A 15934-nucleotide genomic window follows, 5' to 3' on the forward strand; every position below is an offset into this window, starting at 1 on the left:
CCTCGCTGTCGCGGCCGGGGCAAAGGGAGGAAGCGCGGCAGACCGGCGGCAGGCGCCCGGTGCACTGCGATTCCGCCGGACACCCCGCCCGCGCGACATCATCACTGCGTCGGGGCAGGTCTCCTGGCTTGCGGGTCGTTGCTTTCAGGCTGTCTTCCCGGCGCGGACGCCAGTGACTTCAAGTAGCCGAAAACTCACCGCTCACAGTTGCGGGGGCAGCTCCGGGTTCCGTGCAAGCGCACGTCACCGGATTCCCTCTTAGCTTCGGATCGCTCCGAAGACCTCGACACGGATTAACGTAGATGGCGAGATTGTGGCGTCAAGCTACCGATGGCGCGGCAGGCGCGAAGGCTGTGGACGGCAGCGACGAGGACCGTCATCGCACAACGCGCTACCTGAAACCCCTCGTCAGCTTACGTCGTTCGCAGCGAGCACCTTGGGCTCGATCGCGATGATCTCGCAATCCGCCTCGGTGCCATCCTGCCAGGACTGGACGAGGAAACGCGCATCGGAGCCGATGGCTATGATCGGATGATGCCAGAGCCCGCGGCGATAGATCACGCCCTGCGAAGCGGAGAACGAGAAGGCGGCCAGCGTTGAGAGATCGGGCCGGCCATCCGCGCCGTCCCGGGCGACGATGACGATATGGCCGGCGCCATCGAGCGGGACGATCCATTGGATCGAATTGACATGCCGCTCCAGCATGGCGATCGCGAGGCCCCGCTGCTGCTGCTTGGCCGAGAAGATCGACGTCACAAGTCTGGTGCCGGCCCGGACCTCGGCAGCCGGATGAGCATGGATATCGTGCCGGCGCGCGGTGCCGTTATTCGCGGTGCGGCCACTTTCCCCGGCTTCCACGATCCAGCCGAAAGGCTCGAAAGCGGCCTGCGTGACCGGCTGGATGCGAAGCGGGGTAAGGGGCTGAAGCTCGGTCCTGCCGTCATCCTGCATGTTGCGTTCTTTCTTCTCGCTTATCGCACCAGCGCTGCGGCGAAGACCGACGCGATCGCGTCCAGCCTGCGCGCGTAATCCGCGGCACTGGGTGGCGTGCCGAGCTTCGCTCCCGCGGCGGCAAAGAGCAGGCTGGCGGTCCAGTCGTCCGCGCTGGCCGGCAGGCGCGATAGATTGATCTCGCCGCCTTGCTCGGCCTGCCTCAGCAATTCGCGGGCAAAGGTCGAGAAGATTCGCTCGAAAGCCTGCAATTCACGCGTCGCGATCGTGTTCATCACAGCCTTCAGTTCGACGAGATGCTCGCCGGTGCCGAAGCTGGCATAGGCCAGCCCGTGATGCGCCTGAAGCAGCGCCGCGAGCCGCTCCGGAAACGGCCCCTGCCTCGCCACGACCTCACGGCAACGTGCTTCGACCCGTCGCCCGAGCAGGTCCAGCATGGCCCGGAAGACATCGTCCTTGCCCTTGAAGTGCAGGTAGAGCGTCGCCTTGGCGAGCCCCGCCTCTTTGGCGATGTCGTCCATCGAGCTGCGCTTGTAGCCGTAGCGGGCGAACAGACGCAGCGCCGCATCGGCGATCTGGTCGGTGCGGGCATTGGCATCCTCCGCAGGGAGAACGTTGGAACCTTCGTTTCCGTCCGGCATTGCAGCTTCTGCAGTCTTGACAAAATCCAAACTGCGCGCGACCATCCTAACTAGACTCAAAACGTCTAACTAGTCCAGTCGCGCGACCCAGGGCTACGGATCCATCGCCCGTCATCTGATATGTCAGATCGGGCCATCGAGGGCGAGCCCTCGATCCGCACCATGGTGCCGCGCTGCGTTATGCCAGCATCGGAGGCAACCATGGTCTCTCTCAAGGTCAACGGGACGACGCATACCGTCGATGTCGACGACGACACGCCCCTGCTCTGGGCGATCCGCGACAATATCGGCCTCACCGGCACCAAGTTCGGCTGCGGCGTCGCCCAATGCGGCGCCTGCACCGTCTTCATCGACGGCCAGCCCCTGCGCGCCTGCGTGACACCCGTCTCGGCGGTCGGCACCAGCGAGATCACCACGATCGAAGGCCTCGCCGGCAAGGAGGCGGATGCCGTCCAGGCCGCCTGGATCGCCCGCGACGTGCCGCAATGCGGCTATTGCCAGTCCGGCCAGGTGATGAGCGCCATCGCTCTCCTGAAAGAGAACAAGAAGCCGAGCGACCGCGACATCGATCTCGCGATGAACGGCAATATCTGCCGCTGCGCCACTTATGTCCGCATCCGCGCCGCGATCCATGACGCGGCCCGCGCGCTGGAGATCTGAGCCATGACCGCGCATGATCCCAAGCTCTCCCGCCGCAGCCTGCTCGCAGGCGCCGGCGCGCTCGTCATCGGCTTCCATCTCCCCCGGAATGCAAAGGCGCAGTCCGGCGCCGGCGCGGCCTACCGCCCCGGCGGCAACGCCACCTTCGCGCCCAACGCCTTCATCCGGGTCGCGCCGGACTCCACCGTGACGGTGCTGATCAAGCATATCGAGTTCGGCCAGGGTCCGTTCACCGGGCTCGCGACGCTCGCGGCCGAGGAGATGGACGCCGCCTGGAGCCAGATGCGCGCCGAGCACGCCCCGGCCGACGTCAAGCTCTATGCCAATCTCGCCTTCGGCGTGCAGGGCACCGGCGGCTCGACCGCCATCGCCAACAGCTGGGAGCAGATGCGCAAGGCCGGCGCCGCTGCCCGCATGATGCTGGTGCAAGCCGCGGCCGAGAGCTGGAAGGTCCCGGCCTCCGAGATCAAGGTCGAGGAGGGCGTGATCAGCCATGCTTCCGGCCGCAAGGGCTCCTTCGGCGAGTTCGCCGAAGCTGCCGCGAAACTGACGGTGCCGGAGAACCCGCCATTGAAGCCGGCCTCGGCCTACAGGCTGATCGGCAAGGAAGGTGCGGTGAAGCGCCTCGACAGCGCCGACAAGACGCGCGGCAAAGCCCAGTTCACCATCGATATCCACGCCCCGAACATGCTGACGGTGGTCGTGGCCCGCTCGCCGCGTTTCGGTGGCAAGGTCGCGAGCTTCGACGCGGCCGCGGCGCTCAAGGTCAAGGGCGTCGTCGATGTGAAGTCGATCGGCTATGGCGTCGCTGTTTATGCCAACGGCATGTGGCCGGCGCTCAAGGGGCGCGAGGCGCTGAAGGTGACCTGGGACGACAGCGCCGCCGAGAAGCGCGGTAGCCCCGAGCTCATCGCCGAGTACCGCAAGCTCACCCGCCAGCCCGGCACCGTCGCCGGCAGCCATGGCGACGCCGAAACCGCGCTGGCCAAGGCCGAGCGCGTGATCGAGGCGGAGTTCGTCTTCCCCTATCTGGCGCATGCGCCGATGGAGCCGCTCGACGGCTACCTGGAATGGGACGGCGAGAGGGCCCATGCCCGCTTCGGCAGCCAGTTCCAGACCACCGAGCACCAGACCATCGCCGCCATCCTCGGCCTGCCGCCGGAGAAGGTGACGCTGGAGACGATGCTCGCCGGCGGCAGCTTCGGCCGGCGCGCGCAGGTCAGCCAGCATCTGGCGGCCGAGCTCGCCACCGTCGCCAAGACGATCGGCCCGAACCGCCCGGTCAAGGTGGTCTGGACCCGCGAGGACGATCTGACCGGCGGCTATTACCGCCCGCTCTTCGTCCATCGCTTCCGCGGCGCTGTGAAGGACGGCAGGATCGCCGCCTGGTCGAGCACGCTGGTCGGCCAGTCCTTCTTCCTCGGCACGCCCTTCGAGGCCATGGTCGTCAAGAACGGCATCGACGCGACCTCGGTCGAGGGCGCCAACGAGATCTTTTACGAGGTCGCGGATTTCCGCTGCGAGGTGCACAACCCCAAGGTCGGTGTGCCAACGCTTTGGTGGCGCTCGGTCGGCCACACCCATACCGGCTATGCCGTCGAATGCTTCGTCGACGAATTGCTGCAGGCGGCGGGGCAGGACGCGGTGCAGGGTCGGCTCGCGCTCATGGGTGACAAGCACCCACGCGCTGCCGGCGTGCTCAAGGCCGTCGCCGAACTCGCGAACTGGAAGGGTCCTGGGCCCGTCGATGGACGCGCGCGTGGCGTCGCCGTGGTCGAGAGCTTCGGGTCTTTCGTCGCCCAGATCGCCGAGGTTTCGATGGGGCCCGAGGGCGAGCCCAAGGTCCACAAGGTCTGGTGCGCGGTCGATTGCGGCGTCGCCGTCAATCCCGACATCATCCGCGCGCAGGTCGAGGGCGGCATCGGCTTCGGCCTCGGCCACGCGCTCTACGGCCAGATCACGCTTGATGGCGGCCGGCCGGTCCAGACCAATTTCCACGAATACCGCTCGCTGCGCATCCACGAGATGCCCGCGGTCGAGGTGACCATCATCTCCTCGACGGAGAAGCCGAGCGGCATCGGCGAACCAGGCGTGCCGCCGATCGGGCCTGCCGTGGCCAATGCGCTCGCCGCGCTCGGCCATGGCCGGCCACGTCAACTGCCGATGCAGGGAGGCACCGTCTGATGAGCCGCAACCTGATCCTCGCCGCAGGCGCGGCGCTCGCGGTCTGCCTCGGCGGCAGCGCATTGACGCTGGCGCAGAATGCCGGGCAGGCCCAGCCCGGCGGCGAGAGCCTGCGCCCGGCATCGAGCTTCTCCGGCATTGCCAACCAGCGCGACCGCTCGGTCGCTCTGTTCAACGAGATGGGCAAGGTGCTGACCCATCCGCGCTGCATGAACTGCCACCCGGCAACGGAGCGCCCGCGCCAGGGTGACCTGCGTAAGCTGCACGAGCCTGTCGTCGTGCGCGGCAAGGACGGGCATGGCGCGGCCGGCCTGCCTTGCGCAGCCTGTCACGGCAAGCAGAACTTCGACCCCGCAGGCGTTCCCGGCGACGGTCACTGGGCGCTGGCCCCGGCCTCGATGGCCTGGGAAGGCAAGACACTCGCCCAGATCTGCGAGCAGTTGAAGGACCAGAACCGCAATGGCAGCCGCGACCTCGCCGCGCTGGTCAAGCATGTCACGACGGACACGCTGGTGCTCTGGGGCTGGAACCCCGGCAAGGGCCGCACGCCCGCGCCGGGCACGGCCGCCGAGTTCGGCGCGCTGATGCAGGCCTGGGCCGACACCGGCGCAGCCTGCCCGGCCTCGTAGCAGACAGACGGGAATCCGGCCCGGCATAGGACAGGCCGGATTCCCGCTTGTATTCAGGTGTTCACGCGGCGCCCGTCATCGCGGGAGCCGCGCACCGGCCAGTATCACACGCCTCCGCCTCGACATTCGACGAGCCGGCGTGAAGTTCCGTCGCGGGCGCGGACAAGGCCATGGCGATGCGGGCGCCCAGAGCAAGGTCTTCCTCCACCCCGAAGGCATGATGCAGGATCGCGCCGTCGCGCCCGATCAGCACCGAGGACGGCGTTCCGCGCAGGCCAAAGCGCCGCATCGTGACGGGGATGTCCGATCCCGCTTCGGCCAGGTCCACCGCAACCGGCGACCTCACCCGGTATTCGTGCAGGAAGGCGCGAAGCGTGACGGGGGACATCGCCGCATGGTGCTCGAACACCGTATGGACGCCGATGATCTGCAGATCGCTCCCGGCGAAGACGCGCTCGATGCGCTGCACTTGCGGGATCGCCTGCGCGATGCAGCCGGGGCAGAGCAGCTGGAACGTGTGCAGGAAGACGGGTCGTCCGCGCAAACCGGCGAGCGTCAGCGGCGCGGAGGTGTTGAACCATTCGCTCACGGCCAGTTCCGGAGCGAGCACGGCTTGATTGCCGGACATGATGGTGATCCTTCCGTCAGGCGGCTGCGTGGCTGGAGAAGCCGGCGAGCTTGCAGGGCGTGCCCGTTGCGCTCTCCCGGCCGGCAAGAGTAATCCTCGTCATGTTCTGTCCTTTCATTTGCCTGGAGGGGGAGAACAGGCCGGTTCGTCGATGGCAGTCGGCGAACCGGCACCAATGCCGTCAGCGCGCCGGCATGACCTTCCCGGGAAGGCTGAGATTACCCGACGCGACCTTGAACACGTCGCTGACGCAGAGCAGCGGCGCATGCAGGTTGCCGTTGACCTTGAGGCCCGCGGTCACGCCGTCGAAGGACGCGCCCTTGATCCCGCCGATCAGCGAGACCGGGATCGAGACGTCGACCGTGTCGCCCTTGAAGCTGGTCGGGTAATCCGGGCTGTCGATCAGCAGCGGGACATTCGGCCAGGTCGGCGGCACCTTCGGCTTGCTGCCTGCGGGGATATCGATGACCTTGAGCCCGGCGCCGCAGGCCTTGTCCTGCGCCAGCACGACCCAGTGCGGGTGCCAGACATGCCGGTTCTTGCCGCCATAGGCCGCATCGTCGAAATCGGGATGGAAGGTGACGGCGAGCGCGACGATGCCCTGGTCCTTCTCGAAGCCGATCTCGCCGCTGTTGAGCGTGGTCGGCCAGACATAGGCATAGACGCTGGAGCCTTCGAACTTGCCGGTGGCGTCTGGCTTGTCCTTGCCGGCCTCCCCGCGCACCCGCGTCGTGAACACGGCGGTATCACCCTTGGTCACGATCGTGGTCTCGATGATGTCGAAGGAGGCCTGGACCGCCTCGGCCGGCTGCGACTTGACCGAATGAGCCCCGGCTGTCGCCAGCCATAGCGAAGCCGTCCCGGCGATGAGCACGCCGGCTATCTTTCTGGCAATCATGATCTTGTTCCCTTCTGTCTTTGCCTGGAGGGGTGGTTATCCCGCTTGGAATGCTTCCCAGGTGGCAGCCCGGGAAGCGGGATCGGCTGTCTGATGGTCGCGGCAATCGATGCGCAGCTCGCGCTGGCCGAAGGCTGCGTCCACGAAACGACAATGATGCGGCCGCGCCGCGCCCGGATGGGCGAAGGGCGCGAAATACCGGCAGCTCGTGCACATGCGCTGAATCGGGATCGCGCCGGCTTCCTGAAATTCGCGGATCATCCTGATGAGGCTGAGAAGCAGCCGTTCCTGCTCTTCCGCTCCGAGCGCATCGACGGCCTGGCCGGCGGCGCCATCGAGCGTCGCGTCAGTGGCGAGCAGCGCCTTGCCCTCGTTGGTCAACACGATGGCCACGGCCCGCCCATCGCCGGCCACCGCCCGCTTCTCGACGGCTCCCTTGCGCGCAAGGGCGTTGATCGAATCCGTCGCCGTGGGCTGCGAGACGCCCAGATGCGCCGCGATCTCCTTGACGCCCAGCCCGCCGTCACGGCCTTCCAGCAATTCGAGGATCGCCAGTTGCGTCGGGTTGATGCCGGCGCGCTTCGCCCGCTCCCAGTCATCGATGCGCATCACCGTCGCGACGCGGGCAAAGGCCTCGCGCAGGCGGTGACTGATCAGCGTCGGGTTACCGGGCGTTTCCATGACGCCTTATATATAGGATTCCTATACATTCACAAGAGCTGCGCACCGAGACTTGTTCAAGGGCCGGGCTGAAGCGCCGCCGGCGCCCTTGAGGAGAAGAGCGCCGGCGGCTGGAAATATGCCTTCAGGGCCCGACGAGCTGCCCGCCATCGACCACGATGCTCTGGCCGGTGACCCAGCTCGCCTTGGCCGAAGCGAGGAAAAGCACGACCTCGGCGACCTCCTCGGGCTTGCCCATCCGCCCGAAAGCGATGGATGCCAGCGTGGCGTTGTAGAGTTCGGGATTGGAGGTCTTGCGGTTCTCCCAGGAGCCGCCGGGAAATTCGATCGAGCCCGGCGCGACGCAGTTCACCCGGATGCCCTTGCGCGCCAGCATCTTCGCCTGGCTGCCGGTATAGTGCATCACCGCGGCCTTGATGGCACCGTAAGGAGCGGAGCGCGCCGAGGCCCGCAGCGCCGAGATCGACGAGATGTTCACGATCGAGGAGCCCGGCTGGAGATGCGGGATCGCCGCATGGCTGCCCCGCACCACGGCCATCATGTCGACGCTGAGCGAAGCGGCCCAGCCCTTCTCGTCATCGGTCTGACCGAAGCCGGAGGCGTTATTGATGAGGATGTCGAGCCCGCCCAGCGCCTTCACCGCCTCCGGTACATAGGCCGAAATCTGGCCTGCATCGGCGAGATCGACGCTCGCCGCATGGGCGGTGACGCCGAGCGCCTCGATCTCCTTGCGCGTCGCCTCCAGCGGCCCGGCGCCGCGCGCGCAGATCGACACGGACGCCCCGCCCGCGGCGAAGCCGAGCGCGATCGAGCGGCCGATGCCACGGCTGCCACCCATGACGATGACGCGCTTGCCGGTGAATTCCTTGGCCATGCAGGCCTCCCCTTCCTGATTGATTCCCGATCCTTATTGCCGGCGGGAAGGGGCAAGCTTCAAGGCAGGCGGCACGCATGCCGCCCCTGCGATTCCAGGAGGAACCCAGAATCTAACGGTCGCGCGCGACGCGGAAACCATTGGTGTAGAAGCGCACATCGGCCTCATATTTGAAGCGCGCGGCCGAGCGCAGATAGCGCGGATCATTGTTGAACGAGCCGCCACGCAGCACGCGCTCGCGGCATCCCCCGATCGTATAGGCGCTGCCGTCGCGGGGCGCGCTGCGGTAATTCTCGCTCCAGCAATCGGCGACCCATTCGGCGGCGTTGCCGGCCATGTCGTAGAGCCCGAAGGCATTGGCGGGGAACTGGCCGGCCGGAACGGCGCTGCCGCGCTTCTGGTCGTTGCAGCCGAGGCAGTTGGCGCGCTCCTTCACCAGGGTCTGGCCCCAGGGATAGGTCGTCGCGGTGCCGGCGCGCACAGCATATTCCCATTCGCTTTCGGTCGGCAGGCGATAGGGCTTTCCGCTGCGGGCGGAGAGCCAGGCGAGATAGGCATTGGCGTCGTTCCAGTGGATGTCGGTGACCGGCCGCTTGCCGCGGCCGAGCCCGCGATCATCCGGCCGGTAAGCGCAGCCGCCCTGGTCGATGCAAAGGTCCCATTCCTCGAAGGTCACCTCGCGCGCGCCGAGATAGAAGCCACGGACGGTGACCGGATGCACCGGCTTCTCGAACTCGTAGAGATCGTTCGAGCCCATCTGGAAGCTGCCTGCGGGAATCGCGACCAGCTCCGGACAGCCCGTGCAGTCGCGCTGCGGCGCGCCGTTGGCCTGAGGAGCGGCCGGCGGAGGCACGACAACGGCAACGGCAGGCGCGGCCGGGCTGGCGCGGTATTCCTGCTCGCGCGTGCGGGCGAGCGAAGCGAAGCGCCCGTTCGGGTAAGCATCGAGATAGGCGCGATACTCCGCGGCATTGCGGCTGTTGCGGATCGATTCCCAGAAGGCGAGGTCATACGCCGCGTCCTGGGTCGTGCCCGGCGTCTGGGGCGGCGGAATCACGGCACGGCTGCCTTGCGCCACGGAGACAGGCCGCGCGACGGGCGTGACGACGAGCCCTCTCGGTGGCTCCGCCGAGAGCCAGGCCTGCTGGCTGCGCCGGGTTTCGCGCGCGACCGTGTCCCGCACCTGCTTCAGTGCCTGCGCCATCTCCAGCCCCGGCGTCCGGATCGCCTTCAGCCAGGCCTCGGCGGCGTGGCCGGGGCCATTGGGCACCGTCTTGCCGGGAGCCGCCGGGAACAGCACCGCGATCCCCTCCATCGGCTCGAGCGGCAGGAGCCCCCGCGCCGCGCCCTGCCAGGGATTATCACGGCCGGCATCGAGGAAGATCAGGGCGCTGGCCGGTCGCGCGATGATCAACGGGTCGACGATCTCGTCGAGATCGACCGCCCCTTCGGTGCCGCCCTGCGACGGCAGCAGGAAATTGCGGTTCCGTTGCTGGATGGCATGGCCGCTATAGAACACGACGACCTGCGCACCGCGCCTGAGCTTGCTGGCGAAGCCGGCGATCGCCTGCCGCAGCGCGTTGCGGTCGGCATTCTCGACCGCGACCACGTCGAAGCCACCGGCGCTTAAGGTCTCGGCAACCGCACGTGCCTGCTGGACGGCACCAGGGACCGGCGCCTGCGGATAGGCCTCGTTGGCGATGACGAGGGCGACGCGCGCAGGCTCTCCCGGCTGCTGGGCGAGGCCGGGCAGAGCCAGCAGCGGCAGCAGGAGAGCGGCAACCAGGACGCGTAACCAGGCCATCGGCGGACGAAACCCTTCGCGGCTAGCGGACATTGACCGTGATCTTCTGGGACATCACGGGCGGATTATGCGGCGTATGAGTGTGGTCACCGAGCAGCAATTGCAGCGTGTGCCGGCCCTTGGGCAGCGTCACCACCACCTCGGTCTGGCCGTTGCCGAGATGGATGTTGTTGTAGTCGGACGGGATCGGCTGGTCCGGCGGGCCGGGATCGGTGTCGATCAGCAGGTGATGATGCCCGGTCCGCGCATGATTGATGCCGGCCGGTGCTACGCCCATGCCACGCAGGCCGATCCGCACCGTGAAGCGCTCGGGCACGCTCAAGCCATCGACGGGATAGTGGAAATAGACCTGCGCACCCGGCGGAGCCGCCTGGCGCGTCGATGATTGCGCCAAGGCCTCGGAGGCGGCGCCCGACAAGGCCATCAGCGCGATGAGGCCAGCTGCGATGCGGGCTTGCGGGATCACCGGCGCCTCCTCGTCCTCGGGCCGCCCGGCGCCACGATCACCGTGATGCGCTCCGATATCACCGGCGGATCATGCGGCACATGATTCTCGTCCGCGAGCAGGAGTTGCAGCGTGTGCCGCCCGTTCGGCAGCGTCAGCCGGTACTCGGTCTGGCCGCCGCCGAGATGGATATGGTTGAGGTCGGCCGGGATCGGCTCGCCGAAGGCTGGCGGCCCGGTATCGACCAGCAGATGGTGATGCCCGGTGTTCGGCTTGGCGACGCCGGCCGGCGCCACCCCCATGTTGCGCAGGCCGAAGCGGATCGTCGAGGTCGGATAGATCCGGTCGCCATCCCGCGGATAGACGAAGTAGACCACGGCATCGTTGGGCGAAGCCGTGCGGGCCTTGCCGGTACCATGGGCATGTGGCGCCGATGGCGCGGCGACAGCGGGTTGCCCATCGGCGACGACACGGACCCGGATGCGCTGGGAAACCACGGGCGGATCATGCGGCACATGCTCGTGGTCGCCCATCAGCAATTGCAGGGTGTGCTCGCCGGGCGGCAGCGAGAGTTCGACCTCGGTCTGGCCGCGCCCGAAATGCAGATGGTTGAAGTCGCTGGGAATCTCGCGGTCGAGCGCCGGCAGCTCGGTATCGACCAGAAGATGGTGGTGGCCGCCATTCGTGCTGGTGGTCCCGGCCGGCGTGATCGCGATGCCCTCCGTGCCGAAGCGTATCTTCGACCGGCTCGGGATCGTAGCGCCATCCTGCAAATCGATGAAGAAGACGCGGGCCCCGGGCGCCGCGGCCGAACGCGGCTTCTCCGCCGCCGTCGCCGGAACCTCGACCGTGATGCGCTCCGATACGATCGGCGGATCATGCGGCACATGGTTGTGGTCGGCGAAGAGCAATTGCAGCGTATGTTTGCCCGGCGTCAGCGCGATCTCGGCCTCGGTCTGGCCGCCGCCGAAATGGATATGGTTGAAGTCGCTGGGGATCGGCTGGTCGAGCGGCGGCAATTCGGTGTCGATCAGCAGGTGGTGATGCCCGCCATTGCGCGCGACCTGCCCAGCGGGCACGACCTCCATGCCGGAGATCGCGAAACGCACCGTGAGCTTGGCGGGAACCTGTGCCTTGTCGGCAAGGCCGACGAAGGAAAGACGGGCGGTTGCCGGGGCCGGGCTGCGCTGCCGGGCGCGCTCCTGTGCCGAGGCCTCGGCGAATGGGATCGCCACGGCGAGAACCAACAGCAGAAGCGCCGGCGCGAGGCGAAGCATCAGCGTCTTCCTTCCGCGAGAAGAGGAGGCGGAGGCTACCAGCGCCGACTGGCGCCTTCAAGCAAAACGCCATCCCGTTTCGGTGAAGACTATGCTTTGTTCTGGAGGCGGCCGGGGTCATGCATTAGCATGACGCAGAGGCTGTCGGCAGCCTCTAGGAACGTGATCCATGCTCCTCGTCGCGCGACTCTGCGGCCTGCTTCTCGTGCTGCTGTCCGGCCTTGCCCTGGCCGAGGCGCAGCCCGAGCGCCGCGTCGCGCTGGTCATCGGCAATTCCAGCTACCGAAACGCTCCCGTCCTGCCGAACACCGTCAACGACGCCCGCGACATGGTGGTCGCCCTGCGCAAGGTCGGCTTCGAGGTGGTCGACGGCATCGATCTCGACAAGCGTGGCATGGACGCGGCTCTGACGCGCTTCGCCCGGCTGGCGCAGGATGCCGATGCCGCGATGTTCTATTTCGCCGGCCACGGCTTCCAGTTCAACGGCGAGAACTATCTCGTGCCGGTCGAGGCGAAGGTCGAGGACGAAGTCGGCGTCCAGTACGAGACGACGCGGCTCAACGATGTCGTCACCGCCCTGAACTATGCGAAGGGCGTCAAGATCATGGTGCTCGACGCCTGCCGCAACAATCCTTTCGTCGGCCTGCTCGCCAAGCGGCAGGCGACGCGCGGCTTCTCCGTCGGCTCCGGCCTTGCTCCGGTCCAGCGTGCACAGGGCATGGTCATCGCCTATGCCACGCAGGCCAACGACGTCGCCGCCGATGGCGCCGGCCGCAACAGCCCCTTCACCGCCGCTCTGGTGCGCGAGATCGACCAGCCCGGGCTGGAGGTCGCCACGCTGTTCCGCCGCGTGCAGAAGAGCGTCTACGACAACACCGCCGGCCGGCAGACACCGGAACTCTCGCTCTCCCTGCTCGGCGATTTCTACCTCAACCGCGAGGAGACGGATGCCGATATCTGGCGCCGCATCCGTGCCAGCGACGAGCCTGCCGCCCTGCAGGCCTTCATCCAGCGCTATCCGCAGAGCTTCTTCGTAATCGATGCCCGCACGCGGCTCGATCTGCTGGAGCGCCGCTCCTCGGTCTCGAGCGAGCGCGACAAGCTCGTGCGCGAATTCGCCGAACGCGAGCGCACCCTGCTCCAGCGCCTCGAACGAGCGGAGCAAGGGCGGCGTCAGGCGGCCGACGATCTCGCCCGCAAGGATATCGGCGACGCCGTCGGCGTCCCGCCACCCGTGCCGGCTCCGGGCTCCGCGCCAGTCGCGGCTGCCCCTGCTCAGCCCGCGCCACGTGTCCAGGACAAGGCTGAGCGCGCGCGCCTCGCCGATGAGCTCGCCCGCCGGGAATCCGAACTCGCGGCGATCGAAACGGAGAAGCAGCGCCTCGCCGAGGAACGCCGGGCGGTCGAGCAGGCGCTGGCGGCCCGGCTTGGCGCCCCCGCCGCGCCGAACCGCTCGACACAACCCATCGCTCTGCCGGGCGCGCCGCCACGCTCCCCGGAAGCAGCTCCCGGAGCGGCACCGCGGGGAAGGTCCTCCGGCGATTGCGCCGAACTCCTGATGCGCGCGCAGCTCGGCGAGCTGACGCCGGGCGGGCGCGAACAATTGCGGCAATGCCGCTGATACAGGACCTCCGTGGCGGAAAGCCCGCCCGAAGCTGGAGAGATGAGCCATGACGGGGTTTGTCCGCCTCACGACCGCCGCGATCGGCCTCGCCCTGCTGGCGGGCATGACCACGGCCGGCGCCCAGCCTGCGCCCCCGACGCCCGTTCCCTTCGCCGACGCCTTGCGCAAGGCGGCCGACGACCTGTTCGGCAAGGCGGCAGTGACCGGCGAGAAGGTCAACCTCGTCATCGACCCGCTGATCGACGCGGCCTCCGGCGCGCAATCGGCCGCGACGCGCTCGATGCAGGCGACGCTGATGGAGATGGTCAAGGCGAACTACCCGCGCTTCACCATCCTGCCCTTCGACAGCGAGGCCCTCGCCAGCAAGCCGGTGGTGCTGGTCGGCACCTTCACCGCCGTGAACAACCAGGGCGCCGCCGACGGGCCGCGCGACGCCTACCGGATCTGCCTGACGCTGGCCGATCTCAAGTCCAACAGCGTCGTGTCGAAAGGCGTCTCGCGCGCCCGGCCGGAGGGCGTCGACGCGACGCCGACACAGTATTATCGGGACTCGCCGCTCTGGGCCAAGGACCAAGCGACCGATGCCTATATCAAGACCTGCCAGGGCACGAAGCTCGGTGACGCCATCGATCCCGGCTATGTCGAGCGGCTCACCGCCAATGCGCTGATCAATGACGGGATCCTCGCCTACGAGACGCAGCATTTCCGCGAGGCGCTTGCCTTCTACCGGGCGGCCCGCAAGCTGCCCGGCGGCGAGCAGCACCGCGTCAGGATCGGAACCTATCTCGCCGCCAGCAAGCTCGCGCGGCGCGAGGACATGGTCGACGCCTTCGGCGACCTGATCGATTACGGCCTCGGCTCGGACCGGCTGATGGTGAAGCTCCTGTTCAAGCCCGGCACGACGCAATTCATCGACGATCGCCAGATCACCGAACCCTATCCGATGTGGCTGAGCCAGATCGCGACCCGCGCCCGCCAGAAGGGCGCCTGCCTGGAAATCGTCGGCCATACCTCGCAGACCGGCCTGCCACAGGTGAACGACCGGCTCTCGGCCTTGCGGGCTCAGTTCGTCATGGACCTGCTGCTCACCGGCGCACCGGATAATCGCGGCCGCATGATCGCGACCGGTCGCGGCTTCCGCGAGAACCTCGTCGGCACCGGCAAGGACGATGCCAGCGACGCGCTCGACCGCCGGGTCGAGTTCAAGGTGATCGGCTGCTAGAGCGGTTTCGTGCGAAGCGGGCGCCGGTTCGCACGAAACGCATCGGGACAGGAGCCTTGCGCAAGGTGGGTTGACGCAGGACCAGGCCGGGTAAGCCCCACCCGGAAATCCGGCAAATTTGTCCCCTGCTGTTTTTGAACGGGCGGCATGTCGCCAATCGCCTCCTGCGGGCTGACATGCGCCTCTCAAGCCTCCGCGATCGCGCAGCTCCCGGTCTTTTTTGTCCTTCCGACGGAGCGTTTCCGTCGGTTGCCCGTGTGCTTGCGAGGGCACGGCCGGCTCGGCTCGGCAGCGGAACCGCAACACTCAGCCAACCAAAGGTTGGAATAACCTCGCGAATCACTTGTATTGGGGGCGGCCGCACGCGCGAAGCCTGCAGCGCAGCGCCCCTGGCGAGCGTAACCGCGCGTTAACCTGTATTAACCAATGGTCAACACATGACGATGCTGTACCGACATCGGCGCGCGTGCCTATGAGGACCTGGAACACCATCGCTTCGATGCCTCCCAGCGCGTTCCGTGGCGTCTCCAGACCTGTGGCAAGCGGGCTTGCGGCCTCATGCCTTGCCCTTTTACTCGCTGGTTGCGGCGAACAGCGCTTCTCCGGCGACCAGCTCGTCTCCGCCTCGCGCGCCGTTTCCGTCGATGTCGGCCGTGCGATGGCACTGCCTCCGCCGGGCAGCGTCCCGGTGATCGGCGTCACCCAGCGAACCTATGAGAACGGCGTCTCGCAGACCATTTCCCTGGCGACCCGCGGCCGGACGCCGGGCGAGAACGCCTTTCATGTCGCTTTCCTCACCGCAGCCGATCTGCCCGAGGAAGCAGGCGTCGAAGGCAATCTGCTGCGGGAACCCGGCATCGACGACTTCGCCATCGCCAGGGAGATGGAAGAGCGCCTCCCCGGCGTCGCCATGGCGCCTTCCGCGATCTTCGTCCAGAACAGATACGGCCCTTTCGGCTATGCCTTCGGACGCGGCGCCGGCGGCGAAGCCTGCCTCTATGCCTGGCAGCGGCTGGCGCGGGGAGACAGCGTGTTCCGGCCACGATCGGGCGTGATCTCGCTGCGCCTGCGCGTCTGCGATCCCGCCGGGACCGAAGCCTCGCTCCTGCGCCTGGCTTATGATTATTCGCTCAATGCCCGGTTGCAGCGCGTCGGCTGGAATCCGGTCGGCGATGCCCCGGCACCCTCCCCGGACCTCGGCGAGGCCGGTGCTCCGATCTATCCGCAGGCGCCGCAGCCCTCCTTCGGCGAGGCCGCGCAGCGACCGCAGACCGCAAGGCCCCGGCCGGAACGCAGGCTGCGGCCCACGCCCGTGGAAGTCGAGGCCCCTGCCCCGATCTCCGCCAAGCCGCTCGAAGGATACCCCACCGTCCCGCCCCCGCCCGCACCTTGAGCCGAACCGGATAGCCGAACGCC

General features: G+C 67.7%; 15 protein-coding genes and 1 riboswitch. Of the genes, 6 read left to right on the plus strand and 9 right to left on the minus strand.

The annotated features are described in order from the left end of the window. Window positions 1–96 precede the first annotated feature (96 nt). Window positions 97–301, minus strand: a riboswitch (cobalamin riboswitch). Between the two features lie 107 nt (window positions 302–408). Together AC3WMA_RS12625 and AC3WMA_RS12630 are read right to left on the minus strand one after the other, a co-directional pair. Next, entirely contained in the window at window positions 409–951 is a 543-nt protein-coding gene (locus AC3WMA_RS12625) for an ureidoglycolate lyase (RefSeq protein WP_492285696.1), read from the minus strand. Between the two features lie 20 nt (window positions 952–971). Then, entirely contained in the window at window positions 972–1592 is a 621-nt protein-coding gene (locus AC3WMA_RS12630) for a TetR/AcrR family transcriptional regulator (protein ID WP_492285697.1), read from the minus strand. A gap of 201 nt (window positions 1593–1793) precedes the next feature. Between AC3WMA_RS12630 and AC3WMA_RS12635 the strand changes: the two genes are divergently transcribed. Genes AC3WMA_RS12635 through AC3WMA_RS12645 form a run of 3 tightly spaced genes read left to right on the plus strand, consistent with a single transcriptional unit; the run spans window position 1794 to window position 5065 of the window. Then, a complete protein-coding gene (locus tag AC3WMA_RS12635) occupies window positions 1794–2252 on the plus strand; it encodes a (2Fe-2S)-binding protein (RefSeq protein ID WP_257733365.1) in 459 nt (152 codons plus the stop codon). Between the two features lie 3 nt (window positions 2253–2255). Then, window positions 2256–4436 (plus strand): xanthine dehydrogenase family protein molybdopterin-binding subunit, encoded by a 2181-nt coding sequence (locus tag AC3WMA_RS12640; protein WP_492285698.1) that lies wholly within the window; start codon window positions 2256–2258, stop codon window positions 4434–4436. Continuing rightward, a complete protein-coding gene (locus AC3WMA_RS12645; RefSeq protein WP_492285699.1) occupies window positions 4436–5065 on the plus strand; it encodes an Isoquinoline 1-oxidoreductase subunit in 630 nt (209 codons plus the stop codon). Before AC3WMA_RS12640 ends, AC3WMA_RS12645 begins: the two co-directional genes overlap by 1 nt. 61 nt (window positions 5066–5126) lie before the next feature. Here AC3WMA_RS12645 and AC3WMA_RS12650 read toward each other — a convergent pair whose 3' ends face one another. From AC3WMA_RS12650 to AC3WMA_RS12680, 7 genes are all read right to left on the minus strand, one after another. After that, the gene (locus AC3WMA_RS12650) at window positions 5127–5654 is read right to left on the minus strand and encodes a thioredoxin domain-containing protein (protein ID WP_492285700.1); all 528 of its coding nucleotides are present in this window, start codon (window positions 5652–5654) and stop codon (window positions 5127–5129) included. Between the two features lie 220 nt (window positions 5655–5874). Further along, a complete protein-coding gene (locus tag AC3WMA_RS12655) occupies window positions 5875–6591 on the minus strand; it encodes a hypothetical protein (RefSeq protein ID WP_492285701.1) in 717 nt (238 codons plus the stop codon). A gap of 36 nt (window positions 6592–6627) precedes the next feature. Then, window positions 6628–7272 carry a MarR family winged helix-turn-helix transcriptional regulator gene (locus AC3WMA_RS12660; RefSeq protein WP_492285702.1) on the minus strand — a complete coding sequence of 215 codons (645 nt, stop codon included), beginning with the start codon at window positions 7270–7272 and terminating at the stop codon, window positions 6628–6630. A gap of 124 nt (window positions 7273–7396) precedes the next feature. Continuing rightward, window positions 7397–8146 (minus strand): SDR family NAD(P)-dependent oxidoreductase, encoded by a 750-nt coding sequence (locus tag AC3WMA_RS12665; RefSeq protein ID WP_492285703.1) that lies wholly within the window; start codon window positions 8144–8146, stop codon window positions 7397–7399. A 112-nt stretch (window positions 8147–8258) separates the two neighbouring features. Continuing rightward, entirely contained in the window at window positions 8259–9950 is a 1692-nt protein-coding gene (locus AC3WMA_RS12670; RefSeq protein ID WP_492285704.1) for an SUMF1/EgtB/PvdO family nonheme iron enzyme, read from the minus strand. A gap of 22 nt (window positions 9951–9972) precedes the next feature. Next, window positions 9973–10416, minus strand: coding sequence for a DUF4399 domain-containing protein (locus AC3WMA_RS12675; protein ID WP_492285705.1), 444 nt, complete (start codon window positions 10414–10416; stop codon window positions 9973–9975). Next, the gene (locus AC3WMA_RS12680; RefSeq protein WP_492285706.1) at window positions 10413–11672 is read right to left on the minus strand and encodes a DUF4399 domain-containing protein; all 1260 of its coding nucleotides are present in this window, start codon (window positions 11670–11672) and stop codon (window positions 10413–10415) included. Before AC3WMA_RS12680 ends, AC3WMA_RS12675 begins: the two co-directional genes overlap by 4 nt. 169 nt (window positions 11673–11841) lie before the next feature. Between AC3WMA_RS12680 and AC3WMA_RS12685 the strand changes: the two genes are divergently transcribed. The 3 genes from AC3WMA_RS12685 to bcsN all read left to right on the plus strand — a co-directional run bounded on the left by AC3WMA_RS12685 (window position 11842) and on the right by bcsN (window position 15911). Next, window positions 11842–13293, plus strand: a complete 1452-nt coding sequence (locus AC3WMA_RS12685) for a caspase family protein (protein WP_492285707.1) — start codon at window positions 11842–11844, stop codon at window positions 13291–13293. Window positions 13294–13342: 49 nt separating this feature from the next. Beyond that, the gene (locus tag AC3WMA_RS12690) at window positions 13343–14518 is read left to right on the plus strand and encodes an OmpA family protein (protein WP_492285708.1); all 1176 of its coding nucleotides are present in this window, start codon (window positions 13343–13345) and stop codon (window positions 14516–14518) included. Between the two features lie 658 nt (window positions 14519–15176). Continuing rightward, a complete protein-coding gene (bcsN, locus tag AC3WMA_RS12695; RefSeq protein WP_492285709.1) occupies window positions 15177–15911 on the plus strand; it encodes a cellulose biosynthesis protein BcsN in 735 nt (244 codons plus the stop codon). Window positions 15912–15934 lie beyond the last annotated feature (23 nt).

It is taken from the genome of Allobosea sp. FW305-C-101, assembly GCF_058783685.1.

Coding starts and splice junctions, on each gene's coding strand:
- AC3WMA_RS12625 (WP_492285696.1), bottom strand. CDS start 951: ATGCAGGATGACGGCAGGACCGAGCTTCAGCCCCTTACCCCGCTTCGC.
- AC3WMA_RS12630 (WP_492285697.1), bottom strand. CDS start 1,592: ATGCCGGACGGAAACGAAGGTTCCAACGTTCTCCCTGCGGAGGATGCC.
- AC3WMA_RS12635 (WP_257733365.1), top strand. CDS start 1,794: ATGGTCTCTCTCAAGGTCAACGGGACGACGCATACCGTCGATGTCGAC.
- AC3WMA_RS12640 (WP_492285698.1), top strand. CDS start 2,256: ATGACCGCGCATGATCCCAAGCTCTCCCGCCGCAGCCTGCTCGCAGGC.
- AC3WMA_RS12645 (WP_492285699.1), top strand. CDS start 4,436: ATGAGCCGCAACCTGATCCTCGCCGCAGGCGCGGCGCTCGCGGTCTGC.
- AC3WMA_RS12655 (WP_492285701.1), bottom strand. CDS start 6,591: ATGATTGCCAGAAAGATAGCCGGCGTGCTCATCGCCGGGACGGCTTCG.
- AC3WMA_RS12660 (WP_492285702.1), bottom strand. CDS start 7,272: ATGGAAACGCCCGGTAACCCGACGCTGATCAGTCACCGCCTGCGCGAG.
- AC3WMA_RS12665 (WP_492285703.1), bottom strand. CDS start 8,146: ATGGCCAAGGAATTCACCGGCAAGCGCGTCATCGTCATGGGTGGCAGC.
- AC3WMA_RS12670 (WP_492285704.1), bottom strand. CDS start 9,950: ATGGCCTGGTTACGCGTCCTGGTTGCCGCTCTCCTGCTGCCGCTGCTG.
- AC3WMA_RS12680 (WP_492285706.1), bottom strand. CDS start 11,672: ATGCTTCGCCTCGCGCCGGCGCTTCTGCTGTTGGTTCTCGCCGTGGCG.
- AC3WMA_RS12685 (WP_492285707.1), top strand. CDS start 11,842: ATGCTCCTCGTCGCGCGACTCTGCGGCCTGCTTCTCGTGCTGCTGTCC.
- AC3WMA_RS12690 (WP_492285708.1), top strand. CDS start 13,343: ATGACGGGGTTTGTCCGCCTCACGACCGCCGCGATCGGCCTCGCCCTG.
- bcsN (WP_492285709.1), top strand. CDS start 15,177: ATGGCACTGCCTCCGCCGGGCAGCGTCCCGGTGATCGGCGTCACCCAG.